Here is a 23,216-nt window from a genome sequence, read left to right as displayed (position 1 = left end):
CCGACCTCGTAACCCCTCATCCTCCCACGCCTTCGGGCGCCGGCCCCTCCTTCTCCCTATGGGAGAAGGTGAAATTCAGGCCGCCACTTCGCCCTCTTCGTCTTCATCCTCGTCGTCGTAGTCTTCCTCGTCCGGGCCCAGGGCCAGGTCGCGGAGGAGTTCGATCTGGTCGGCGACGTCGGCGGTGATCTCGTCGTCGACGCCGGCGGCTTCGAGGGCGGCCGCCAGGTGGCCGATAATCAGGTCGAGCTCGTCGTCCTCCAGCGCGTTGGCGCCGAACCACACCTGGGCCAGTTCGAGGTCGCCGCGGGCCTCGCCGGCCTCGGGGTCGAGGGCGCCGGCCACCACGGCGCGGGCGCCGGGCGGGATCTCGCCGCCGAACAGGCCCGCAAGGCGCGCATCGCCCTGGGCGCGCTGGAAGAAGTCGTCGATCACCGACTGGGCGGCGGCCTCGCCGCCGATGCGTTCATAGGCCGTCATGCCGTCCTCGCGAGATTGGGGGAACGGCGGAAACGCTAACATGGGTCACTAAAGCGGTGCGTGAACCCTGGGCGATGGTTTCGTGACAGGACCCGGAACGAAAAACGCCCCGCTTCTCAGCGGGGCGTTTCGTCTTACTTCGCCCTGTTACTTCGCCTTGTCCATCAGGCCGGCGAAGCGCTCGAAGATATAGAGGCTGTCGGTCGGGCCGGGCGAGGCTTCCGGGTGGTGCTGGACACTGAACACCGGCTTGTCCTTCAGGGCGATGCCGGCGTTGGTGCCGTCGAACAGCGAGACGTGGGTCTCCTGCACCGGCTCGGGCAGGCTTTCGCTGTCCACGGTGAAGCCGTGGTTCATCGACACGATCTCGACCTTGCCGGTGGTCAGGTCCTTGACCGGGTGGTTGGCGCCGTGGTGGCCCTGTTCCATCTTCACGGTCTTGGCGCCAAGAGCCAGGGCCAGCATCTGGTGGCCAAGGCAGATGCCGAACACCGGCTTGCCGCTGGCGACCAGCTTCTGGATCTCCGGCACGGCGTACTCGCCGGTCGCGGCCGGGTCGCCCGGACCGTTCGACAGCAGCACGCCGTCGGGGTTGCGGGCCAGGATATCCTCGGCCGAGGTGCTGGCCGGAACGACGGTGGCGCGGGCGCCCACGTGAGCCAGGGCGCGCAGGATGTTGCGCTTCACGCCGTAGTCGATGACCACCACTTCGTACTTGGGGGTCTCGAGCTTGGCGTAGCCTTCCGGCCACGACCACAGGCCCTCGTCCCAGGTGAAGGTCTGGGTGGTGGAGGCGTCCTTGGCCAGATCGAGGCCCACGACGCCCGACCAGTCGCGGGCCTTGGCCTTCAGGGCGTCGAGGTCGAACTTGCCGTCCGGCGCATGGGCGATGACGCCGTGCGGCATGCCGGTCTCGCGGATCTTGCGGGTCAGGGCGCGGGTGTCGACGCCGGCCAGGCCCACGACGCCGCGACGCTGCATCCAGCCGTCGAAGTCGCTGTTGGCGCGCCAGTTGGCCGGATCGGTCGGGACGTCGCGGAAGATCGCGCCGCGGGCGGCCGTCTCGGCCACGCCGGTGACCTGCTCGACGTCTTCACTGTTGGTGCCGACATTGCCGATATGCGGGAAGGTGAAGGCCACGATCTGGGCCATGTAGGACGGGTCGGTCAGGATTTCCTGGTAACCGGTCATGGCGGTGTTGAAGCACACCTCGCCGACCGCGTCGCCGACCGCGCCGCAGCCGACGCCTTGCAGCACCGTGCCGTCGGCCAGGACGAGAACGCCGGTGACGCCGGGGAGAAGGTCTTGGGACATCTCGAGAAGCGCCTCCAGAACGCGTGGTTATTGTTGCAAAAAGGCGGGCCAGGGAGAACCCCGCCCGCCGCGCAAACGGCGGGGTGTTTAGGGGTCGCGGGCGGGGGGGTCAACCCCTCGGATCACGGGTTTTCGAGGCGGTCGCCACATTCCCGTGATCTGCGAACGCACCCCCTCGCGCCGGCGGCCCTCAAGCCCTTATGGTGCGGGGCTTCAACGCATAAGAACACGGGAGGACGGCCCTTGCTCGAACTGCGCCCCAATTGCGAGTGCTGCGACCGCGACCTGCCGCCCCACAGCGGTGAGGCCCGCATCTGCACCTTCGAATGCACTTTCTGCGTCGACTGCGCCGACAATCGATTCCAGGGCGTCTGCCCCAACTGCGAGGGCGACCTGGTGGCGCGGCCGATCCGCCCCGACAGCAAGCTGCACCGCTTTCCCGCCTCGCTGCGGCGGGTCACCAAGGCCCATACGGCCTGCGCCAGGCCCCCGCCTCCGGTCGCCCCGGGCAGCGGTCGTGACGGCTGGAGTGTGACCCTTTAGGCGCACCCTGGATCAATCGGTCGCACGCCTGCATCCGCCGGCCGTTCATGGTCGTTAACTCGTCAGGCCCCACAAGCTTGGGCTTAAACGAGGAGATGGAATCATGACCGCCGCCGTCCACGATCGAGCCGCCCAGAAGCGCGCGCCGAAGATCGCCTGGGCGCGCCTTCCGGGTCAGTCCCGGGCCGGCCAGGCGCTCGGCCTGATGCTGAGCCTGGGCGTGGTGGTCAGCGGCGTGGTCTTCGTCGTCCTCAGCTTCTGAACCTTATCGCGAGCCGCCGATTGCCTTCGGCGTCAGGTCGTGCACCGTGCGGGCGCCTCTGTTCAGCAAGGAGCCCGCGCGATGTGCGACGACGACATCCACCCTGGCCTGGTTCATGACCCCCGCGTCTCGCGCCGCGCCTTCGGCCTGATGACCGCCGCCGTCGGCGGGCTGGCCGCCACCGCCGCCCATGCCGACGACAAGGTCGTCGAGACCGACGTCGTCATCAAGACGCCCGACGGCGAGGCCGACGCGGCCCTGTTCAAGCCGGCCGGCAAGGGCAAATGGCCCGCCGTGCTGATCTGGCCCGACGTCATGAGCCTGCGACCCGTCTTCCGCGACATGGGCCGCCGCCTGGCCGCCGCCGGCTACGTGGTGCTGGTCCCCAACCTCTATTATCGCGTGAAGAAAGCGCCGGTGATCGACGGGACCTTCAACTTCGCCAATCCCGAAGACCGCGCCAAGATCACGCCGCTGCGGGCCACGGTCACGCCCGAGGGCACCGACCGCGACGCCCTGGCCTATGTGGCCTTCCTCGACGCCCAGAAGGAAACCGACAAGGGCAGGAAGATCGGCGTGCAGGGCTACTGCATGGGCGGGCCGCTGTCGTTCCGCACCGCCGCCGCCGCGCCGGGCCGCATCGCCGCCGTCGCCAGCTTCCACGGCGGGGGCCTGGTCACGGCCGAGCCGACCAGCCCGCACCTGCTGATCCCCAAGACTCACGCCGAGTACCTGATCGAGGTCGCCGACAACGACGACAAGAAGGAACCCGACGTGAAGGACAAGCTGAAGGCGGCCTTCGCGCAGGCCAAGCGCCCGGCCAAGGTCGAGGTCTTCGCCGGCGCCGCGCACGGTTGGACGGTCAAGGGCAGCCAAGTCTACAACGAGGCCGCCGCCGAACAGGCCTGGACCAACCTCCTGGACCTCTACAAGCGCGCCCTGCGCTGATGTAGACGGACGGGATGAGCCTCATCACCACGGTCGGCGTCGACGCCGACGACACCCTCTGGCACTGCGAGAGCCTGTTCCGCCTGACCCACCAGCGGTTCGTCCAGCTGCTGGCCGACTTCGGCGACGAGGAGCGGATCAACAGCCAGCTGGCCGCCGCCGAGAAGCGGAACCTGAGAGTCTACGGCTACGGCGCCAAGGGCTTCACCCTGTCGATGATCGAGACCGCGCTGGACCTGACGGACGGCGCGGTCTCCACCCGCGTCATTCGCGAGATCCTGGCCGTGGGCCGCGAGATGCTGACCGAGCCGGTCGAGCCCCTGCCGGGCGTCGAGCGGGCCCTGGCCGAGCTCTCCAAGCGCTATCGCCTGATCCTGATCACCAAGGGTGATCTGCTGCACCAGGAGCAGAAGCTGGCCGCCTCGGGCCTGGGCGACCTGTTCGCCGCCGTCGAGATCGTCTCGGAGAAGGATGCTGGCACCTATCGCCGGGTGTTCGAACGCTACGGCACCGGCGCCGAGCAGGGCCTGATGGCCGGCAACTCGATGCGGTCCGACATCCTGCCGGCGCTGGAGGCCGGCGCCTGGGGCGCGCTGATCCCCTACCCGCTGGTCTGGGCCCACGAGGCGGCCGAGGCGCCGGTCGGGCACGATCGCTATGTGGAGCTGGCCTCGATCAGCGAACTGCCAGCGTTCGTGGATCACGTGTCGAGACCCCTTCTCCCATAGGGAGAAGGTGGCGCGAAGCGCCGGATGAGGGGTTAGGAACTGAAGGCGGCGTGCCGGCACGACGTCAGGCGCCGTCACCCCTCACCCTCCCAGGCTATCGCCTGGGCCCCTCCCTCTCCCTTCAGGGAGAGGGTTCAGCGCTTGGCCTTCCCCCACCCCGCGATCGCATCGCGCGCGGGCTTCTCGAAATACATCAGCGACGCGTAGCTCACCGGGATCAGCACCAGGCCCCAGAAGAGGCACCACAGGCGCATGACGTCGCCGGTCAGGTGCAGCATGCCCAGGCCCACCCAGTTCAGGGCGATCTTCAGGGCGATCGGGTGGAGCATGTAGATCGAGTAGGAGAGCTGCCCCCAGGGCGCCAGCCAGCGCACCACCGGGCCGGGCTTGGCCGGCGCGTTGTCGGCCGCCACGCCCAGCAGGCCGACGGCATAGCAGACGAACAAGAGCAGGCCGCGTTCCATCTGCACGGCGCAGCCGGCGATGAAGGCGACGCACGAGGCGAAGAACCACCAGCGCGCGCCCGGCAGGCGGCCCAGCGGCCCGCGGACCTTGTAGGCGATCATGCCGACCAGGAAGCCGGGCGCGGCCCGGGCGACGCCGAAATCGGCGGTCCACATGTGGAAGGGCTGCTCGGACGGGATCGCGAACAGGGCCGCCAGGATCACCGCCGTGACCAGGGTCAGCCAGGCCGTTCCCCGCATCGCCAGCCAGAAGAGCAGAGGCAGAGCCAAATACATCGCCCACTCGGCGCTGATCGACCAGCTGACGAAGTTGAAGGTCTGGGCCCGGCAGATGCCAAACGCCTGCAGGTTCAGGAGGTTGGGCACGACGCAGGCGGGGTCGTAGCGGCTGGGGTCGCGGTCGTTGACCAGGCCCATTACCCCGGCGATGGCGATGATGATGAATACCGCCAGCGTCAGCCAGTGCAGCGGCATCAGCCGCGCCACCCGCTTCTGCAGGAACCATCGGAAGTCCGAGAGCGTACGGATCCGGCCCGTATAGACGGCGCTGATCACATAGCCGGAGATCACGAAGAACAGGTCGACGAGCAGGCTGAAGCTCTTGACCGTGTCGTCCACCGCCTGCCAGCGGCCGTCGATATTGATGAACCGGTTGAAGTGGAAGACGACGATCAGCACCGCCCCCAGCGCCCGCAGGGCGTCCAGGTGCAGCATGTCGTCGGAATCGGTCTTGAGCGGCGGAAACGGTTTCACGCGCCAGTGGTGAGCGCGCCACCGGAAACGGTCAAGCTCAGCCGGCGGGCAGCTTGCGCCGGATCGCGCCGACCAGGCTGTAGGCGTAGGCCGCCGTTACGCCGCAGAAGTCCGCGACGAGGTCGCCCCACGACATGTCGCGCCCGGTGAAGTGCTGCACGATCTCGATCAGCCCGCCGAACGCCACCAGCACCAAGCCGATCCGCCACAGCCGGCTCTTGGGCAAGGCCAGGCAGCCCAGCACGGCCAGGACGTAGAAGACGATGAAGTGCTTGGCCTTGTCCCACGGGATCAGGCCGACGCTGTCGTCGCCCGGCGTGATCGCCTTCCAGAACGCATAGGCGGCGGCCGCCGCGAACACGGCGAAGGCCAGCCAGTTGATCTTGCGCTTGAAGCTGCGGGACATTCGGGCTCCTGGACGAGGCGAGCCCCTGCCCTAGCCGCTCACCTGGGGCGTGAAAATGGCGGCGGATGGTTGGCGGCCATTCTTGTCGCGCACTGCACGGGATCTGCATTTGCGGGGGAGACGGGACAAGAAGCCGTACCCCTCACCGCTTCCCTCGCCCTCGTGGCGAGGGCCCATGTCTAAGACCGCTCAGACCCCAGCCGACCTGTCGAGGCCTGGGCGGCTGAACGATGGATCCTGGGCACAGGGCCCAGGAAGGCAGAAGAGAGGCTGGAAGAGAAAGGAACGGCGGACAGGGCTTCCCCATCCGCCGCCATTTCACCCTTAGAAGGTCAGCGCGCGGGCTTCCTTCACGTGCGGCAGGGCCTGGATCTTGGCCAGCAGCTCTTCGCTCGGAGCCTGGTCGACACCGACCAGGGCGATGGCGTCTTCGTCGGCCGAGACGCGGCCGAGGTTGAAGGTGGCGATGTTGACGCCCGCTTCGCCCAGCAGCATGCCCAGGGCGCCGATGAAGCCCGGCTTGTCGAGGTTGTTGATGTAGAGCATGGCCGGCGAGAAGCCCGCGTCCAGCTCCATGCCCTTGACCTCGATGACGCGCGGGGCGCCGGCGATCACCGTGCCAGCGAAGGCGCGCTTGCCCTTCTCGGTGGTGATGGTCACGCGCAGCAGCGAGTCGTAGGTCGGGCTCTTTTCCTGGCGGCTCTCGGAGACGGTCACGCCGCGCTCCTTGGCCACGGCAGGAGCCGAGACCATGTTGATCTCGGCCAGCATCGGCTTGAGCACGCCGGCCAGGGCGGCCGAGGTCAGCGGCTTGACGTTGAGGTTGGAGACCTCGCCCTCGAAGGCGATGTCGATGGCCTTGATGCCGAAGTCGACCATCTGGCCGGCCAGGGCGCCGATCTTCTCGGCCAGGGCCACGAACGGCTTCAGCTTCGGGGCTTCCTCGGCGCTGACCGAGGGGCTGTTGAGCGCGTTGGTGACGGCGCCGGTCAGCAGGTAGTCGCTGACCTGTTCGGCGACCTGCAGGGCCACGTTCTCCTGCGCTTCCGAGGTCGAGGCGCCCAGGTGCGGGGTGGCCACAACCTTGTCGCTGCCAAACAGCGGGTTTTCCTTGGCCGGTTCGGTGACGAACACGTCGAAGGCCGCGCCGCTCACGTGGCCCTCGTCCAGCAGCTTGCGCAGGGCGGCTTCGTCGACCAGGCCGCCGCGGGCGCAGTTGACGATCAGCACGCCCTTCTTGGTCTTGGCCAGGTTCTCGGCCGACAGGATGTTGCGGGTCTTGTCGGTCAGCGGGGTGTGCAGGGTGATGACGTCGGCGCGAGCCAGCAGCTCTTCCAGCTCGACCTTCTCGACGCCCATCTCGATGGCGCGCTCGGGGCTCAGGAAGGGGTCGTAGGCCACGACCTTCATCTTCAGGCCCAGGGCGCGGTCGGCGACGATGCCGCCGATGTTGCCGGCGCCGATCAGGCCCAGGGTCTTGGCGTAGAGCTCCACGCCCATGAAGCGGTTCTTCTCCCACTTGCCGGCTTGCGTGGAGGCGTCGGCGGCCGGGATCTGGCGCGCCAGGGCGAACATCATGGCGATGGCGTGCTCGGCCGTGGTGATCGAGTTGCCGAACGGGGTGTTCATCACCACGATGCCCTTGGCGGTGGCGGCCGGGATGTCGACGTTGTCGACGCCGATGCCCGCGCGGGCGATGACCTGAAGCTTGTCGGCGGCGGCGATCACGTCCTTGTCGAGCTTGGCGCCCGAACGGATGGCGATGCCGTCATAGTCGCCGATGACGGCGATCAGTTCGTCCTTCGACAGGCCGACCTTGATGTCGAAGTCGAGGCCGCGGTTCTTGAAGATGTCGACGGCGGCGGGGGAAAGCTTGTCGGCGATGAGGACGCGAGGAGCCATGATCAGGTGTTCCTTGTCGGCGGTCGGACCGCGCTTGTGTCTTTGTTTCGAAAGCCGCGCTCAGCGAAGCCAGCGCAGCATGTGCGGGAAGGGAGCGACCCCGCGCTCGGCCGCCAGTCGCGGCTCGAGGGCAAGGCCGTAGAACTGAAGCAGCGGCACGCCGATGGCGCCCCCGGACGTGAAGGTCTCGACCAGCCACCCGGCGTCGCCCTTGTAGCCTTCCGGATGGAAGACCACGCCGGGGTCGAGCTCCAGGTGGGTCAGGGCGGCCCAGGACCACGCCAGGGCAGCCATCTCCTCGCCGTCGGAGGGTTCGAGCCGTTCGGCCTTGCGGCCTTCCGGTTCGGTGACGGCGATGTGGCCGGCCTCGTGCAGGATGTCGCCGGGATGGGCCAGGCGCTGCTCGTCGATCACCAGCCCCCCGAAGCGGATGTCCACTCCGGGAAGGAAGGTGTCGTCGGGCAGCACGCCCGCCGTGACGTCGATGCCGATGCCGACGACGAAGTCGGCCAGGCGCTGCGTCAGGGGATCGGCGAACACCGGCTTCAGGCCGCCTGGAGCGTGGCCGCCTTGGTCTCGGCGAAGGCCCAGTCGAGCCACGGCGTCAGGGCCTCGAGATCCGAGGCCTCGACCGTCGCGCCGCACCAGATCCGCAGGCCGGCCGGGGCGTCGCGATAGCCGCCGATGTCGAGGGCCGCGCCCTCCTTCTCCAGCACGCTGGCCAGCTTCTTGGCGAAGTCGGCCTGGGCGTCGGCCGGCAGGGCGGCGATCTGGGCGTCCACCACCTTCAGGCAGACCGAGGTGTTGGAGCGGATTTCCGGCGAGGCGGCCAGGAAGTCGACCCACTCGGTCTTCTCGACCCAGTCGGCCAGGACCTTGAGGTTCTGGTCGGCGCGGCCCTGCATGGCCTGCAGGCCGCCGATCGAGGCGCCCCATTGCAGGGCGTCCAGGGCGTCTTCCACGCACAGCATCGACGGGGTGTTGATCGTCGCGCCCTCGAACAGGTCGAGCGTGACCTTCCCGTTCTTGGTCATGCGGAACAGCTTGGGCATCGGCCAGGCCGGGACGTAGCTTTCCAGGCGGGCCACGGCGCGCGGCGACAGGATCAGGATCCCGTGCGCGCCCTCGCCGCCCAGCGCCTTCTGCCAGGAGAAGGTCACGACATCGAGCTTGGTCCAGTCCAGGTCCTGGGCGAAGGCGGCGCTGGTGGCGTCGCAGATGGTGATGCCTTCACGGTCGGCCGAGATGAAGTCGGCGTTGGGCACGCGCACGCCCGAGGTCGTGCCGTTCCAGGTGAAGACCAGGTCCTTGGCCGGATCGACCTTGGCGGTGTCGGGCAGCTCGCCGTACGGGGCGCTCAGCACCTCGACGTCGGGCAGCTTCAGTTGCTTGGTGACGTCCGTGACCCAGTCCTTGCCGAAGGACTCGAAGGCCATCAGTTGCACGGGGCGAGCGCCCAGCATCGACCACATCGCCATCTCGACGGCGCCGGTGTCCGAGCCGGGGACGATGCCGATCAGGAAGTCGGCGGGCACTTCGAGCACGTCGCGCGTCTGGTCGATGGCGGCCTTCAGGCGCGCCTTGCCCAGCTTGGAGCGGTGCGAGCGGCCCAGGACCGCATTCCTCAGATTTTCGGGGGACCAGCCGGGGCGCTTGGCGCAGGGGCCGGAAGAGAACTCGGGACGAGCCGGACGGATTGCCGGCTTGGCGAGGGTAGTCATGGCGATGTCTCCCATCCTTACAGATGGACTGCGCCCCGTTGGGGGGGCGTGGCCCGCCGGCGAAAAACCGCGTTTTCGCTCGGAAGGCAAGACCGAAATTTTGAAATTTTATTCCACGGGCCGCGACCGATGGTCCGGCCAGAGCAATTATTTTGCAGCGCGGGCGTTGCGGCGCCAGGCCAGCAGCGTGCCCACCAGCACCGCCAGCAGCACGCCGATGGTGTTGATGTTGTTGACGCTTCTGTAGAGGTAGTCGTGCGGCTTCTCGACCACGAGATAGTAGGCGTGCAGGCTGAATTGCACCGCCTGCAGGATCATCGCCACGCCCAGCCACTGGCTGACGAAGCGCATGGCCAGCATCAGGAAGGCGACGGCCAGGGCCGCGTCGATGACCAGCAGCACGACCGCCTGCACGCCTTCCGGCAACAGCTTGTGGGTGATCATCACGGCCAGGGCGCCGAGCAGCACGGCCAGGGATCCCATGCGTTCGGGACGACTTCCCTTCAGCCATGCGAAGGCCACCAGCGAGACGATCGCAATCCAGATCGCGGCGGAGATGGCGCTAGCAAGCATGCGAAAGGCCCCTAACGCAAATTAGGGGCCCTGCTAAGTTAAAGTCTTGCAACTTTGCCGTCAGGCGACGGTGCGAAGACCTTCGGCGTGACCGGTCGTGCCACCGAGGTCGCCCGACTTGTCTTCGACGCCCGCCAGCTTCGTGCGGATGCCCATGCGCAGCTTCACTTCGTTCAGCTGGCCATGCATGTCGACCATGGCGCTGCGGGCTTCTCCCAGCGCGGCCAGGGCCTCGACCAGCTTGGCGCTGGCCTTGTCGCCGACGACCGCCGACAGGCCGAGGTCCTTACGGGCCTTCAGCATGTCCGCCATCAGTTCGGCGGCTTCCATCATCGCCGTATCTACGGCGTTCTCGGTCGCGAAAAGCTTATTGGCGACACGTTGAGCTACGAAAACTTTTTCCACACCCGACTCCTCCAGAGAACCGAGTGAATAGGTAAACGAATCATTAACGCGGCCGCAATCGAAAATGCGCCCTAGCGTTGTTTTGTCGCGACTGCACCTGGGACTGGAAGCGAGTCGTTAGGAACCTTGCGGCAAAATGGCCATGTTTGACCTGCGGAAGGGCCATGGACGACACGCGCCGCAATTCGGAAGCCGCCGCTCACGCGCCCTTGCAGGCGCGAATCGCCGGCGTGGCGCTGGGCACCACGGTCGCCGCGCTCACCGCCGCATGCCTGTGCTTCATGCTCCAGCAGTGGAGCGTGGCGCGGCAGGAAGCGCGCGAGAACCACCGCGTCCTGGCCGAGATGGTGGCGGCCGGCGCCGCCCCGTCCCTGGCCGACCACAACGCCGTCGGCGCCAGCCGCGCCCTCGACGCCGTCATCCGCGCCCCGCACGTGGCCGGCGCGCGCCTCGTCGATCTTTCCGGCCAGACCGTCGCGCGCATCGGCGTCGACAACGAGGCCAATGTCGAGACCCTGACCCGCCCCGTGGTGCTGCAAGGCCGCAAGGTCGGCGAACTGGCCCTGGTGGCCCGCCAGCCCAGCCTGGTCGAGATCCTCGCCCGCGACCTGGCCTTGACCGGCGCCCTGTTCTTCGGCGCGGCGGGCCTGGCCATCCTCCTGGCCAACAGCCTGGCCCGGCGGATGACCAAGCCGATGCAGCGCTTGTCCGACGCCATGCACGACATGGCCCAGGGCGGCCGCTACAGCCCCGTCCAGCAGGCCAGCGACGACGACGTCTTCCACAGCCTGACCGATAGCTTCAACCACTTGGTCTCGCGCCTGGAAGCCAATGACCACGACCTGCGCTCGGCCATGGGCGAGCTGGTCAAGGCCCGCGACGACGCCAACGCCGCCAACGTGCTGAAGTCGCACTTCCTGGCCAATATGAGCCACGAGATCCGCACGCCGCTGAACGGCGTACTGGCCATGACCGAAGTGATGGCCATGGACGACCTGTCGGCCAAGCAGCGCGAGCGCCTGTCGGTGATCCGCGAGTCCGGCGGTCTGCTGCTGGCCGTGCTGAACGACGTGCTCGACCTGTCGAAGATCGAGGCCGGCCGCCTGGAGCTGGTCGAGCGCGACTTCGACCTTTCCGCCCTCGCCGCCTCGCTGCGCGAGACCTTCGTCGGCCAGGCCCGCGACAAGGGCCTGGAGTTCGGCGTCATGGTCGCCCCCGAGGCGCTGGGCGGCTGGCATGGCGACGTCGACCGCCTGCGCCAGATCCTCACCAACCTGGTCTCGAACGCCCTGAAGTTCACGCTGGAGGGCGCGGTCTCGGTGCGCTTCGCCTCGGCCGAGGACGGCTCTGGCCTGCGCATCGACGTCACCGACACCGGCATCGGCATCGCCGCCGACATCGTGCCGCGCCTGTTCGACAAGTTCGTCCAGGCCGACAGCTCGACCACCCGCCGCTTCGGCGGTTCGGGCCTTGGCCTGTCGATCTGCCGCGAACTGGCCGCCGTCATGGGCGGCGGCATCCATGTCCAGAGCCGCGAGGGCCAGGGCTCGACCTTCACCGTCGTCGTGGCCATGCCGCGCGGCAAGGGCGAGATCCAGGTCCCCGCGCCAGTCGCCGTCGAACCGCTCGACGAGAGCGCCCCACGCCGCCTGCGCGTGCTGGCCGCCGACGACAACCTGACCAACCAGAAGGTCATCGCCGCCGTGCTCGCGCCGCTGGGCGCCGAGGTGGCGCTGGTCGCCGACGGCGCGGCCTGCGTCGAGGCCTGGCGCGCCGGCGGTCACGACGTGATCCTGATGGACATCCACATGCCGGTGATGGACGGCGTCGAGGCCGCCCGCACCATCCGCTCGCTGGAGAAGGCCGAGGGCCGTCCCCGCACCCCGATCGTGGCGGTCACCGCCAACGCCCTGGTCCATCAGGTCGAGGGCTACCTGGCGGCCGGCATGGACGGCCACGTGGCCAAGCCGATCGAGGTCACCAAGCTCTACACCGCCATCGAGGACGCCGTGGCCGCCGCCGCGCGCCTGGCCGCGGCCGAGGCCGCCGCCGCCTGATCGGCGACATGACAACGACTTCAGGTAGATGAACTCAACATAACGACGGGCTCAGAACCGCTTCAGGCGGGACGTGGTTTCTTGTCTTCAACGTCGTCGCGACCGGCGACGGACCAGTTGAAAGGAACCGAACCGATGAAGAAGATCATTCTGCCGATCGTTGCGGTCTCGGCCCTGGCGGCCGCCACCGTCCCCGCCGCGGCCATGGCCCAGCCCATCAACCAGCGCCAGGCGCAGCTCGAGCAGCGGATCGACCGCGGCGTGCGCACCGGCGACCTGAACCGCCACGAAGCCCGCCGCCTGCAAGGCGAGCTGCGCGAAGTGGCCCGTCTCGAATACCGCTATCGGGCCGGCGGCCTGAACGGTTGGGAACGCGCCGACCTCGACCGTCGCCTGGACCGCATCAGCGCCCAGATCCGCTACGAGCGCAACGACCGCGACTACGGCCACGGCTACGGCCGCGGCGACCGTAACGACCACCGCGGTCGTTGGTAACCACTAGGCCGGCTCCACCCGGAGCCGGCTTTCCACCACGGTGAGGCCGCGGCCGCGCAGGATCACGCGCGCGCCGCGGCTTTCGCATGAGAGGTCCCCGCCCCGGCCCGGATAGGCCTGATGGAACTCCAGCGCCGGCTTGCCCAGCTTGTCGCCGTACAGCGGCATCAGGATGCAGTGGGCCGAGCCGGTGGTCGGATCCTCGGGAATGCCGAAGGCCGGGGCAAAGAACCGGCTGACCACCGCATAGGGTAGGCCGGGATCGGCCGTGGCCACGGCGACCACCTGGCCCGGCCCCGCGCTGGCGCCGCCGTCCAGCCGGTTGAGGGCGCCGAAGTCGGGCTTGAGCCCGCGCACTGTCGCCTCGTCCCGCATCACGGCGACCAGATAGGCCCCGGCCCAGGTCTCGACCACATCCGCGCCCAGCGCCTCGGCCAGGCCCTCCGGCGTCTCGACCCGGCGGGGCGGATCGGCCGGGAAGTCCATCTCCAGCCGCTCGCCGTCGCGCTTGACCCGCAGTTCGCCCGACAGGGTGTCGAAGGCCAGTTCCCCGACCTCGACGTCCAGCTCGGCGAACAGGGCGTGGGCCGCCGCCAGGGTGGCGTGGCCGCACAGCGGCGCCTCGATGGCCGGGGTGAACCAGCGCAGGCCAAAGCGCGCCGGGTCGGCGGTCTTCAGCAGGAAGGCCGTCTCGGCCTGGTTGTTCTCGGCCGCCAGGGCCTGCATCCAGGCGTCGGACGGCCAGAGGTCGAAGGGCTCGACCACGCAGGCCGGGTTGCCCTTGAAGGGGGCGGACGCGAAGGCGTCGATGGTCCACTGGCGCATGGGAGCTCCTTCAGTCAGGCGGCGTCGGCGGCGGGCAGATAGGGCGTGATCGCGGCCAGGGCGCGGGCGACATAGGCCTGCTTCTCCCCCACCGGCGCGACGTAGTGGATGGCGGCCTCGGCTTCGGCCAGGCCCGCCAGGCGGGCGATGGTCCAGGCGGCCAGGTACTGCGAGGCCAGGCAACCGCCGGCGGTGGCGACATTGCCGTGGGCGACGAACGGCGCGTCCAGCACCTTAACCCCGGCCTCGACCACCCAGGGCCTGGTCGTCAGGTCGGTGCAGGCCGGCAGGTCGCCGACCAGGCCGAGCCTGGCCAGCAGCAGGGTTCCCGAGCACTGCGCGCCGATCAGCTGGCGCGACGGATCGAGACGGATCCGCGACAGCAGGCTTTCGTCGGAAGCGACCTGTCGGGTCTTCGAGCCGCTGCCGATCAGCACGGCGTCGGCCTCGGCGGCGAATTCCAAGGGCTGCTGTCGCTGCACGGTCACCCCGTTCAGCGAGGTCACCTGCGGCGTCGGCGCGGTGATGTAGGCCGCCCAGCCATGCGCCTTCATGCGATTGAGGATCGCGGCGGCGATGAACGAGTCGAGCTCGTTGTAGCCGTCGAACGTCAGGACCGCGATCCGCACCAAAGCCTCCTCATCAGGGCGAGGCCACAGCGGTAACGGGCAATGATCCATGAGGCAAAAGGAGTATTGCCACTATGACAATACTCCCTGAGCGAGCCGTCAGGCGCTCTCGACCACCTTCGGCGGATTGGCCCGGTAGACGAAGTCGCGCAGCCGCACCTGCCCGCTTCCGGCAGCGTAGATTCCCAGCTTCAAACTGATGAAGCCGCCGAACACGTTGTGATGCATGCCCGACACCTCCATCCGCGTGCCGTGACGGGTCCAGGTGCGTCCATCGTCGTGGGAATACCAGTAGGTGACGACGTGCTCGTCGTTGCGGATCTTCAGGCGCAGGCGGCGGGCGTCGTGCTTGATCCGCGCCCAGGCCAGCTCCTCGGCGTACTGGAAGGTCTTCAGGTCGGTCGGCGTGAAGCCCAGGCCCACGAAGGCCTTGTGATTGTAGAACAGCAGGATGCCGGCCTCGGCCTCGCCGGTCAGTTCGAGCGAGATCTCGGCCTCGTACGACCGGTCGCCGACGATGCAGGTCAGCGGCGAGCTGTCGATCGGCGAGGTTCCCCTGCCCTTCAGCGTCAGCGCCTTGCCGCCATAGGTGGCGCGGGACGCCTCGTCGGGCTTGGGCTCATGGAAGGCCCACTGCACGCCCATGCGATCAACCGAGAAGTCGTCGCTCAGCGACATGCCCGACGGCCCGGCCTTGCCGCCGCCCGGCTTCCTTATCGGCTTGGAGAGATCCCCGCCCAGCGGCCGGAACCAGCCGTCGGCGGTCCATTCGATCGGCTCCAGCAGGGTCTGGCGGCCCAGCGTCCAGTAGCCGTTCTCGTAGCCGTGATAGACCATCCACCAGTCGCCGGCGGGTCCCTCGACCAGGCTGGCGTGGCCGCGCGACCACCAGGGCTCGTCCTTGCTTCGGGTGCGCACCAGCGGATTGTGCGGGCAGTGCTCCCAGGGGCCGTGCACCGAGCGCGAGCGGGCGGCGATGACCATGTGGCCGGTCACCGGGCCCGCCGTGCCGCCGACGGCGGTGATCAGGTAGAACCAGCCCTTGTGGCGCAGCAGCTTGGGGCCCTCGGGCGCGAAGTTCTCGACGATCCAGTCGTCGGGATAGCGCCAGGGGTCGTAGGCCTTCTCCAGCGGGCCGTCGGTGGCCAGGCCATCGTCGGTCAGGCGGATCTTGCGCACGCCGTTGACGAACAGATAGCGCTTGCCGTCCTCGCCGACGACGTGGCCCGGATCGATGCAGCCGCTGATCTTCAGGTCGACCGGATCGCTCCACGGCCCCTCGATGCTGTCGGCCCAGATGGCGAAGATCGACCAGCCCTGCCCCGTCGGATCGGCCGGGATGTAGATGAAGTAGCGACCCTCGTGCCTGACGAGGTCGACGGCCCAGATCGTGCCCAGCGGCTTGCGCAGAGCCGGGCCGACCGGCGTCCAGTTCACGAGATCCGTCGACTTCCAGATCACCAGGCCGGGATAGGCCAGGAACGACGAGAAGGTCATGTAGTAGACCTCGCCGTCCTTCAGGATCGTGGGATCGGGGTGATCGCCGCTGATGATCGGGTTCAGGTACGTCCCGTCGCCCCGGTCGGCGACGCGGCGGCCGTCGGGACCCTTGCCCCAGGTCGGCGCGGGGTTCCGCGCCGGCTTGGTCTCGGCGGCCTGCGCGGCTAGCGCCGGCGCGGCGGCGGCGCCCGCCAGGAGGCCTTTGAACAGGGTGCGGCGCGGCAGGGCCATGGGGTCGCTCACGAAAATGATAGCGCTATCAATTCCCGTAGAGGGCGGCGACCGCCGCGTCCAGAGCGCTCACCCCTCGACGCTGATCTCCGGCCAGCGGGCCTTGGCCGAGCCGGTGGTGCGTTCCCAGCCGCCCGCGCCCTTAACCCGCAGGGGATTGGGCCGCAGGCGCATGGCGAAGAGGTCGTCCAGGCCGAACGGCGCCCAGACCCGCAGGGTCTCGTCTGCCTCCAGCCGCACCCCGACGCAGAAGGCCGTGGCCACGAACCGCTCCAGGGCGTCGGCGCTGGAACGCAGGGCCGGATAGGGCTCGTCGGCGCCGAACTTCTTCTCGAACCATAGATGCACCCGGGCCTGGTTGCGCACCTCGACCAGCTCGCGCAGCGGCGGCTCGAAGGCGGCGGCCACGCGCCGGATCACCACGTCCTCGGCCTCGTAGGAGGTGTCGCTGTCGTCGTGATAGGCGACGTCGTAGTCCTTGATGCCGTAGTCCAGCGGCCGGCCGGTCAGGGAGTTGAACACCGGCTGGTAGACCGCCCCGGAAAAGATCATCCAGTCAGGCAGGTCGAGAGCACGGACGGTGCGCAGCACCTGCATGGTCGTCGGCGTGGCGCGGACGATTTCAACGAGGCGTTCTTCCAACGGCATCGGGTCTTCTCTGGGTGTCGATCAGGACGGTTTGGGTCGGCGACCAGGCCGGGCGGATGGCGGCCAGGCGATCGGGCTTGGTGCAGAACTCGTCGGGGGCGCCGTCGATCGGATACGAGCCCTCGACGGTCACCCTGCGCACGCCGATCACCTTGCAGTCGCGGATCCGCAGCACCAGCGTTTCGTAAGGGGCGACCCAGCGGCCCCGCCACCAGAGGCCGCCCAGGCGTGAACAGTAGGGCTTCAGTTCGGCCGCCAGGTTCGAGCGTCGCAGCGAGCCCTTGAGATCGACGGCGGGCTCCACGTCCAGCAACCACGGCGGGGCGGGATCGTGCACGCAGACCACGTCGGCGTCGTCGCCGAACACCTTGGCCAGCGACACTTCGCCCGGGGCCTTGGTGATGTCCACGCCATCGACCCGGATGCAGCCGCACAGGCCCAGGCTCGCGACGACTAGGCCCACCGCGAGCCCGGCGCGCCTCATCCGCGCACCGGCCAGGCGTGGTCCAGCGGGCCGTGGCCCTGCCCGAGGCCCGGCGCGCGCAGCATGGCCTCGTGGACGTAGTTCCACGCCCGGGCGACGGCCTGCGTCAGCGGCAGGCCTTGCGAAAGGCCCGTGGCGATCGCGCTGGCCAGGGTGCAGCCGGTGCCGTGGGTGTGGCGGGTGTCGATCCGCTCGCCCTCGAAGCTGGTTTCGCCCTGCGGGGTGATCAGGAGGTCGACGACCCGTTCCCCCGCGACATGGCCGCCCTTCATCAGCACGGCCTGGGCGCCCAGGGCCAGCAGGGCCTCGCCGGCGCGGCGCTGGTCGTCGAGGGTCTCGACCGGCAAGCCGGTCAGGGCCGAGGCCTCGGGAGCGTTGGGGGTCAGCAGGGCCGCGCGCGGGATCATCAGCGATTTCACCGCGTCGATCGCCCGGTCGGCCAGCAGGGGCGCGCCGCCCTTGGCGATCATCACCGGATCGACCACGGCCGGAACGTCCGGCGCGCTGGCCAGCACCCGGGCCACGGTCTCGACCACGCCCACGTCGCCCAGCATGCCGGTCTTGAAGGCGTCGGCGCCGATGTCGTCGAGCACGGCCCGGGCCTGGGCCTCGATCACCTCGAGCGGAATCGGATGCACGCCGGTGACGCCCAGGGTGTTCTGCACCGTGACGGCGGTGATGGCCGTGGCCGCGTAGCCGCCCAGGGCGGTGATGGTCTTGATGTCTGCCTGGATGCCGGCGCCTCCACCGGAATCGGATCCGGCCAGGACGAGCACGCGGCCCAGGAACAACGGCGAGTCGGAGGAAGGCGCTTGGGTCACGCGCTTCTCCTAACCCGCTTTCGGGATCAGTTGAACGGGGCGAGCGCGCCAGGGTTTAAGTGTGAGCGGCTAACCCGCCCGAGCGCGCGTCCCGGGCGCGCGTCAAGAAAATTCAGGCCGCGCCGAAAGCGGCGGTCAGGCGGTCGAACTGGGCCTGGACGGGCCGCGGAGCCTCGTCGACGGTGGCGGCCTCGACATACATGCGCTGGTCCAGGTGACGGACGCGCTCGTACAGGCGCTCGGAACGCTGCAGCAGGCTGACCAGGCCGAAGGGCAGGTCCTCGACGGCGGCCTGCTGTTCGCCGGCCTCCAAGGCCAGGCGGTAGTTCTCGGCGCAGGCGGCCTCGGGGGCCATCTCGCCCTCCTTCACCGCGCGCTGCACCAGGAGCCACGAGGCCACCTGCATCAGGCGGGTGGTCAGACGCATGCTCTCGCTCGCATAGGCCAGGGCGGCGTTGCGCGAGAGGATCTTGCTGTCGTGCCGGCCGGCCCCGTCGAGATAGGCCGCGGTCTCCTCGACCAGCAGCATGCCCTCGTCGAAGGTGCGGTCGAACAATTCCGAGCGGGCGAAGTCCTGGATGACTCCCGCCCGCCAGGGGGCCGTGGACGCGTTCGGATCGGTCATGTCTACTCAATGCCCCAAAGGCCGCGAGGACGTCTCGCTTGTCGGGGAAGACTGCAACCCCCGTGCCAAGTCTTAACGTCCCGTTTCGCGACCGCCCGACTCGGTGCGACCGGCAGGCGCACGTCAGCGTCCACTGCTAGCGTAAACCTTTCGTTAGTCTAGGCGACCAAACAGCGCATCGGCCGCCGCGCGTCCCGCTTTCTTCTTGCTGAGCTGGGCCTTGGTGCGGGCGACCTCGGCTTCCAAGGCCTCGATCCGCTCTTCCAGTTCGCGCACGCCGTAGCTCTCGAGATCCTCGTGCGTGGCCGTGTTCAGCGCGTCGCCGCGGAACGCGCGCGGCTCGACCGGCTCTTCGATCATGGGTGACCTCCCTTTCCGACCGGCCATGAGACGCCTACCTAGGGCGCAACGCAAGCGCGACGGAGCGACAGGCCGATGTCCCAGACCATGACCGCGATCGAGATCGAGGGCGGAAAAGGGGCGGCCGACGCCCTGCGCCCCGCGCAGGTCGAACGCCCGCAGCCGGGCCCCGGCGAGATCCTGATCCGAGTGCGCGCGGCCGGCGTCAACCGCCCGGATCTCTTGCAGCGCCTGGGTTTCTACCCTCCGCCCCCCGGCGCGCCGAGCACGCTGGGCCTTGAGGTCGCCGGCGAGGTCGAGGTCGCCGCGGGACGCTGGAAGGTCGGCGACAAGGTCTGCGCCCTGCTGGGCGGCGGCGGCTACGCGCAGTACGCCGTGGTCGACGCCCGCCAGGCCCTGCCGATCCCCGAAGGCTTCGACTTCGTCCAGGCCGCGGCCCTGCCCGAGACGGTCTTCACCGTCTTCGCCAACGTGTTCGAACATGGCGCGCTGAAGCCTGGCGAGACCATTTTGATTCATGGTGGCACGTCCGGTATCGGGACAACGGCGATCGCCATGGCCAAGGCGGCTGGCGCCACCGTCATCGCCACCGGCCGCGGGGCCGACAAGAAGGCCAAGGCCCTCGAACTCGGGGCCGATCTGGCCGTCGACGCCAAGACCGAGGACTTCGCCGAAGTCGCCAAGGCGGCCGGCGGCGTCGACGTGGTGCTCGACATGGTCGGCGCGGCCTATTTCGACAAGAACCTGGACGCCCTGAAGACCGGCGGCCGCATCGTCTACATCGCCGCCCTGGCCGGCGGGACGCTGGAAGTGCCGGTGATGAAGGTGATGCAGAAGCGCGCGGTGATCACCGGCTCGACCCTGCGCCCCCGCCCCGCCGACGAGAAGGCCCGCCTGGCCGCCGAGGTCGAGCGCACGGTGTGGCCGTGGATCGCGGCCGGCAAGCTGACGCCGATCGTCGATGCGACCTTCCCGTTGGCCGACGCCGCCAAGGCGCATGCGCACCTGGAAGCGGGCGAGCATGTGGGCAAGGTGGTGCTCACCACCTAAGGCTCTCTCTACTTCCGTAAAATCCCCGCGAAAGCGGGGACCCAGGTGTTTTATCGTCGAGCGCCACGCGTTTCAGAAAAAGCCTGGGCCCCCGCTTTCGCGGGGATTGTGCGGAGAAGAAGGGAACGCCCGAAGAAGCGAACATCGCGTTCAGCCCGACCAACGGCCAAGCCGACGACAGATGATCGATCCCCGTTCCCTTTCGCTCGGAACCGCATTATAGCTCGGTGTTGAACAACCCCGCCCGGCCGAAAGGTCGGGCGCCGTCATTTCTGGAGGACCGCATGTCCGACATCCTGATGCCCAAGGCGACCGCCGTCTGGCTCGTGGACAACACCTCGCTGAGCTTCGAGCAGATCGCCGACTTCTGCGGCCTGCACCCGCTGGAAGTTCGCGGCATCGCCGACGGCGAAGTGGCGCGCGACATCCGCGGCGCCGATCCCATCGGCAACGGCCAGCTGACCCGCGAAGAGCTGGACAAGGCCCAGGGCAACCCGAACTACCGCATGAAGGCGCAGGTCAGCCGTCACGCCGAGCTGCTGAAGCCGGCCAAGAAGGCGCCGCGCTACACCCCGGTGTCGCGCCGCCAGGACCGTCCGGACGCCATCGCCTGGTTCATTCGCCACCACCCGGAAGTGACCGACGCCCAGATCTCCAAGATCCTCGGCACGACCAAGGCCACCATCGAGCAGGTGCGCAACCGCACCCACTGGAACGCGGCCAACATCAAGCCGGTCGACCCGGTGACCCTGGGCCTCGTCGGCCAGCTGGAACTGGACGCCCTCGTCAAGAAGGCGGCCGAGAAGAAGGCCAAGGACGACGCCAAGAAGGGCATCGTCGCCGAAGATCCGACCCTGCGCCCGGCGGCCGAAACCGCCTACCTCACCGAGGAAGAGCAGGAAGAGCGCGACATCCGCGCCTCGCGCGCCGAACCCAAGGCCGAGGACGTGTTCGGCTCGTTCTCGGGCAATGTCGACGACGAGGATGACGAGGACTGATCCTCGTCCGAAACGGACAGCAAAAAGGCCCATCCGACGCTCGGATGGGCCTTTTCTTTGCCCTTCAGGGCCGGAGCGCGACTGACCACGCTCCAAATGTTCTTTTGTAAGCCTGCTTTTCCGTTTCCGACGGAAACGGGCAGGCTCTAATGGAGCCGGGCTCGAAGCCCCTCTATCTCCTCCTTGAGCCTGAGCTTCTGCCGCTTGAGCTCTCGGAGCCTGGTGGCGTCGCTACCCGGACGGTTGGTCTCCTCCTGGATCGTGCGGTCGAGGTTCTCGTGACGGGACCCCAGCTCGCGGATACGGGATTCGATGGCCATCGGTGAGGCCTCCTTTTGGGCTGTTGACCGAGGGAGTGAACACCCGCTGGCCCGGACTGTCAGATCACATATGATTGCAACCAGCAGCGCTTGACGTGGCGCCGCTTAATCCCGTGACGGACGAAAATTCACCATGACGGACGCCGCAGCCCCCGTTTCCAAGCCGCGCCTGGTCGTCGGCGTCTCCGGCGCCTCGGGAGCCCTTTACGGCCTGCGCGCCCTGGCCGCCTGCCGCGAACTGGGCGTCGAGAGCCACCTCGTGATGAGCAAGTCGGCGGCCCTGACCCTGACCCAGGAGACCGGCCTTGCGGTCGGCGACGTCGCCGCCATGGCCGACGTCGTGCATCGCGTCGGCGACGTCGGCGCCTCGATCGCCTCGGGTTCGTTCCGCACTCTGGGCATGATCGTCGCCCCCTGCTCGGTGCGGACCATGAGCGAGATCGCCACCGGCGTGACCTCGTCCCTGCTGACCCGCGCCGCCGACGTGGTGCTGAAGGAGCGCCGGCCGCTGGTGCTGATGGTGCGCGAAAGCCCGCTGCATCTTGGCCACCTGCGCACCCTGACGCGCCTTGCCGAGATGGGCGCGGTGATCGCCCCGCCGGTTCCCGCGTTCTATGCCAAGCCCGCCTCGATCGAGGAAATGGTCGACCAGTCGGTCGGCCGCGCCCTCGATCTCTTCGGCCTCACCTGGGGGCCGGTGAAGCGCTGGGGCGAGGATCTGCCAACCGTCAATCAAGCGGACGAAAATTAACGGCCATGCGGTTCTGGGACTGGGCTCTTTCCGTCTATGCGCGACAGCCTGTCGCAGCCGCGTGCCTGCACCTGCAGGACGCCCACGGCCAGAACGTGCCGTTCCTGCTGTGGGCCGCCTGGGCGTCGCTGGAGGGACGCCCCGTCGACCTGCCGCGCGCCGCCGCCCTGGTGCGCGCCTGGGACGCAGAGGTCGGCGCGCCGTTGCGCGGCGTGCGCCGGGCGCTGAAGCCTACGCGTCGCGACGTGGACGACACCGCCCGCGACGCCTTCCGCGAGCAGATCAAGGCGGCCGAACTGGCGGGCGAGAAGGTGCTGATGGAAAGCCTGGAGACGACCTGCGGCCCGGTCGACGCCACGCGCGACGTCTACGGCGCCCTGCTGGCGGCGGCCCGCGCCACCGGCGACCCGCCGCGCGAGGCGGCCCTGGCGCGACTTGCCGACGCCCTCGCCTGAAGAGCCGCGAGGGACCTTTACCGGCCGTCAGGCTTTGCTATCTATCACCGCCTTCGGACAGGGGCCCACGGGAGGAACGTCCATGAATGACGACGATCCTTCGGAAGACACCATCATCGCGGTGGAGCGTCGCCTGGCGACGCTGCGCGAGGAGCACCAGGACCTGTCCGACGCCGTCTCGGCCCTGGAGGAACGCCCCCAGCCCGACATGCTGCAGATCGCCCGCCTCAAGCGCCGCAAGCTGGCCCTGAAGGACGAGATCGTGCGCCTGGAAGACCAGGTGACCCCGGATATTATTGCCTAAGAGCCGCCTGGCGGCTCCTCCCCCGTGCAACGGGGGAGGTGGCGCGGCGCTATCAGCGCCGTGACGGAGGGGGCGATGGCCGGCACAGCGCCCAGTCTCGGGCCCCCCCCCCCCCCCGGGGGCCCCCCCCCCCCCCCCCCGCGGGGGGGGGGAACCGGGGGGCC

The 23,216-nt window shown here is 68.7% G+C and carries 29 protein-coding genes; 11 read left to right on the top strand and 18 right to left on the bottom strand.

The window, feature by feature from the left end; genetic code table 11:
* Positions 1-75: 75 nt before the first annotated feature.
* Together V6S85_RS06825 and carA are read right to left on the bottom strand one after the other, a co-directional pair.
* The gene (locus tag V6S85_RS06825) at positions 76-480 is read right to left on the bottom strand and encodes a hypothetical protein (protein WP_116568058.1); all 405 of its coding nucleotides are present in this window, start codon (positions 478-480) and stop codon (positions 76-78) included.
* A 147-nt stretch (positions 481-627) separates the two neighbouring features.
* Complete coding sequence (gene carA / locus V6S85_RS06820) at positions 628-1,794, bottom strand: glutamine-hydrolyzing carbamoyl-phosphate synthase small subunit (RefSeq protein WP_116568060.1); 1,167 nt, start codon at positions 1,792-1,794, stop codon at positions 628-630.
* A gap of 243 nt (positions 1,795-2,037) precedes the next feature.
* Between carA and V6S85_RS06815 the strand changes: the two genes are divergently transcribed.
* The 4 genes from V6S85_RS06815 to V6S85_RS06800 all read left to right on the top strand — a co-directional run bounded on the left by V6S85_RS06815 (position 2,038) and on the right by V6S85_RS06800 (position 4,275).
* A complete protein-coding gene (locus tag V6S85_RS06815) occupies positions 2,038-2,337 on the top strand; it encodes a DUF1272 domain-containing protein (protein WP_334348466.1) in 300 nt (99 codons plus the stop codon).
* A 103-nt stretch (positions 2,338-2,440) separates the two neighbouring features.
* Positions 2,441-2,599, top strand: coding sequence for a hypothetical protein (locus V6S85_RS06810; protein ID WP_334348465.1), 159 nt, complete (start codon positions 2,441-2,443; stop codon positions 2,597-2,599).
* Positions 2,600-2,680: 81 nt separating this feature from the next.
* Positions 2,681-3,547 (top strand): dienelactone hydrolase family protein, encoded by an 867-nt coding sequence (locus V6S85_RS06805; protein ID WP_334348464.1) that lies wholly within the window; start codon positions 2,681-2,683, stop codon positions 3,545-3,547.
* 14 nt (positions 3,548-3,561) lie between these two features.
* Positions 3,562-4,275 (top strand): HAD family hydrolase, encoded by a 714-nt coding sequence (locus V6S85_RS06800; RefSeq protein WP_334348463.1) that lies wholly within the window; start codon positions 3,562-3,564, stop codon positions 4,273-4,275.
* Positions 4,276-4,409: 134 nt separating this feature from the next.
* Here the strand turns inward: V6S85_RS06800 and V6S85_RS06795 are convergent, their stop codons facing one another.
* The 7 genes from V6S85_RS06795 to V6S85_RS06765 form a co-directional block, all read right to left on the bottom strand.
* Positions 4,410-5,492 (bottom strand): acyltransferase family protein, encoded by a 1,083-nt coding sequence (locus V6S85_RS06795; RefSeq protein ID WP_334348462.1) that lies wholly within the window; start codon positions 5,490-5,492, stop codon positions 4,410-4,412.
* Positions 5,493-5,529: 37 nt separating this feature from the next.
* The gene (locus V6S85_RS06790) at positions 5,530-5,898 is read right to left on the bottom strand and encodes a VanZ family protein (RefSeq protein ID WP_334348461.1); all 369 of its coding nucleotides are present in this window, start codon (positions 5,896-5,898) and stop codon (positions 5,530-5,532) included.
* Positions 5,899-6,222: 324 nt separating this feature from the next.
* Complete coding sequence (gene serA, locus V6S85_RS06785; protein WP_334348560.1) at positions 6,223-7,803, bottom strand: phosphoglycerate dehydrogenase; 1,581 nt, start codon at positions 7,801-7,803, stop codon at positions 6,223-6,225.
* 57 nt (positions 7,804-7,860) lie between these two features.
* Entirely contained in the window at positions 7,861-8,340 is a 480-nt protein-coding gene (locus V6S85_RS06780) for a hypothetical protein (protein ID WP_334348460.1), read from the bottom strand.
* A gap of 5 nt (positions 8,341-8,345) precedes the next feature.
* Positions 8,346-9,521 carry a phosphoserine transaminase gene (locus V6S85_RS06775; protein WP_334348459.1) on the bottom strand — a complete coding sequence of 392 codons (1,176 nt, stop codon included), beginning with the start codon at positions 9,519-9,521 and terminating at the stop codon, positions 8,346-8,348.
* 147 nt (positions 9,522-9,668) lie between these two features.
* Positions 9,669-10,094, bottom strand: coding sequence for a hypothetical protein (locus V6S85_RS06770; protein WP_116490514.1), 426 nt, complete (start codon positions 10,092-10,094; stop codon positions 9,669-9,671).
* 60 nt (positions 10,095-10,154) lie between these two features.
* The gene (locus V6S85_RS06765; protein ID WP_334348458.1) at positions 10,155-10,427 is read right to left on the bottom strand and encodes a hypothetical protein; all 273 of its coding nucleotides are present in this window, start codon (positions 10,425-10,427) and stop codon (positions 10,155-10,157) included.
* Between the two features lie 236 nt (positions 10,428-10,663).
* Here V6S85_RS06765 and V6S85_RS06760 point away from each other — a divergent pair, with 236 nt between their 5' ends.
* Together V6S85_RS06760 and V6S85_RS06755 are read left to right on the top strand one after the other, a co-directional pair.
* Positions 10,664-12,556, top strand: coding sequence for an ATP-binding protein (locus V6S85_RS06760; protein WP_334348457.1), 1,893 nt, complete (start codon positions 10,664-10,666; stop codon positions 12,554-12,556).
* 135 nt (positions 12,557-12,691) lie between these two features.
* Positions 12,692-13,051: a hypothetical protein gene (locus V6S85_RS06755; RefSeq protein WP_116568081.1), complete on the top strand. Its 360-nt coding sequence runs from the start codon at positions 12,692-12,694 to the stop codon at positions 13,049-13,051.
* Between the two features lie 3 nt (positions 13,052-13,054).
* Here V6S85_RS06755 and V6S85_RS06750 read toward each other — a convergent pair whose 3' ends face one another.
* The 8 genes from V6S85_RS06750 to V6S85_RS06715 all read right to left on the bottom strand — a co-directional run bounded on the left by V6S85_RS06750 (position 13,055) and on the right by V6S85_RS06715 (position 19,174).
* Entirely contained in the window at positions 13,055-13,876 is an 822-nt protein-coding gene (locus V6S85_RS06750; protein WP_334348456.1) for a PhzF family phenazine biosynthesis protein, read from the bottom strand.
* A gap of 14 nt (positions 13,877-13,890) precedes the next feature.
* The gene (locus V6S85_RS06745) at positions 13,891-14,505 is read right to left on the bottom strand and encodes a DJ-1/PfpI family protein (protein WP_334348455.1); all 615 of its coding nucleotides are present in this window, start codon (positions 14,503-14,505) and stop codon (positions 13,891-13,893) included.
* Between the two features lie 99 nt (positions 14,506-14,604).
* Positions 14,605-16,236 (bottom strand): family 43 glycosylhydrolase, encoded by a 1,632-nt coding sequence (locus tag V6S85_RS06740; protein ID WP_334348454.1) that lies wholly within the window; start codon positions 16,234-16,236, stop codon positions 14,605-14,607.
* Positions 16,237-16,305: 69 nt separating this feature from the next.
* Complete coding sequence (locus tag V6S85_RS06735; RefSeq protein ID WP_334348453.1) at positions 16,306-16,884, bottom strand: nucleotidyltransferase family protein; 579 nt, start codon at positions 16,882-16,884, stop codon at positions 16,306-16,308.
* Entirely contained in the window at positions 16,859-17,347 is a 489-nt protein-coding gene (locus tag V6S85_RS06730; protein ID WP_334348452.1) for a hypothetical protein, read from the bottom strand. The genes V6S85_RS06735 and V6S85_RS06730 overlap by 26 nt, the downstream gene beginning before the upstream one ends.
* 17 nt (positions 17,348-17,364) lie before the next feature.
* Positions 17,365-18,159, bottom strand: coding sequence for a bifunctional hydroxymethylpyrimidine kinase/phosphomethylpyrimidine kinase (thiD, locus tag V6S85_RS06725; RefSeq protein ID WP_116568092.1), 795 nt, complete (start codon positions 18,157-18,159; stop codon positions 17,365-17,367).
* A 142-nt stretch (positions 18,160-18,301) separates the two neighbouring features.
* Positions 18,302-18,814 (bottom strand): protease adaptor protein RcdA, encoded by a 513-nt coding sequence (gene rcdA / locus V6S85_RS06720; protein ID WP_116490507.1) that lies wholly within the window; start codon positions 18,812-18,814, stop codon positions 18,302-18,304.
* 153 nt (positions 18,815-18,967) lie between these two features.
* Entirely contained in the window at positions 18,968-19,174 is a 207-nt protein-coding gene (locus tag V6S85_RS06715; RefSeq protein ID WP_116568094.1) for a DUF1192 family protein, read from the bottom strand.
* A gap of 75 nt (positions 19,175-19,249) precedes the next feature.
* Between V6S85_RS06715 and V6S85_RS06710 the strand changes: the two genes are divergently transcribed.
* Both V6S85_RS06710 and V6S85_RS06705 read left to right on the top strand, forming a co-directional pair.
* Positions 19,250-20,224, top strand: coding sequence for an NAD(P)H-quinone oxidoreductase (locus V6S85_RS06710; protein WP_334348451.1), 975 nt, complete (start codon positions 19,250-19,252; stop codon positions 20,222-20,224).
* A 284-nt stretch (positions 20,225-20,508) separates the two neighbouring features.
* Positions 20,509-21,222, top strand: a complete 714-nt coding sequence (locus V6S85_RS06705) for a DUF1013 domain-containing protein (protein WP_116490504.1) — start codon at positions 20,509-20,511, stop codon at positions 21,220-21,222.
* A gap of 146 nt (positions 21,223-21,368) precedes the next feature.
* Here V6S85_RS06705 and V6S85_RS06700 read toward each other — a convergent pair whose 3' ends face one another.
* Entirely contained in the window at positions 21,369-21,542 is a 174-nt protein-coding gene (locus V6S85_RS06700) for a YdcH family protein (RefSeq protein ID WP_058346543.1), read from the bottom strand.
* A gap of 133 nt (positions 21,543-21,675) precedes the next feature.
* Here V6S85_RS06700 and V6S85_RS06695 point away from each other — a divergent pair, with 133 nt between their 5' ends.
* From V6S85_RS06695 to V6S85_RS06685, 3 genes are all read left to right on the top strand, one after another.
* Positions 21,676-22,293, top strand: a complete 618-nt coding sequence (locus tag V6S85_RS06695; RefSeq protein WP_116568098.1) for a UbiX family flavin prenyltransferase — start codon at positions 21,676-21,678, stop codon at positions 22,291-22,293.
* Between the two features lie 5 nt (positions 22,294-22,298).
* Positions 22,299-22,748 (top strand): TIGR02444 family protein, encoded by a 450-nt coding sequence (locus V6S85_RS06690; RefSeq protein WP_334348450.1) that lies wholly within the window; start codon positions 22,299-22,301, stop codon positions 22,746-22,748.
* A gap of 82 nt (positions 22,749-22,830) precedes the next feature.
* Positions 22,831-23,052, top strand: a complete 222-nt coding sequence (locus V6S85_RS06685) for a YdcH family protein (RefSeq protein ID WP_116568103.1) — start codon at positions 22,831-22,833, stop codon at positions 23,050-23,052.
* Positions 23,053-23,216 lie beyond the last annotated feature (164 nt).

Source organism: Caulobacter sp. CCNWLW153 (genome assembly GCF_036889365.1).
GTDB lineage: Bacteria > Pseudomonadota > Alphaproteobacteria > Caulobacterales > Caulobacteraceae > Caulobacter > Caulobacter radicis.
The sequence above is the reverse complement of the archived record's forward strand: the minus strand, read 5'-3'. Positions and strand labels throughout refer to the sequence as shown.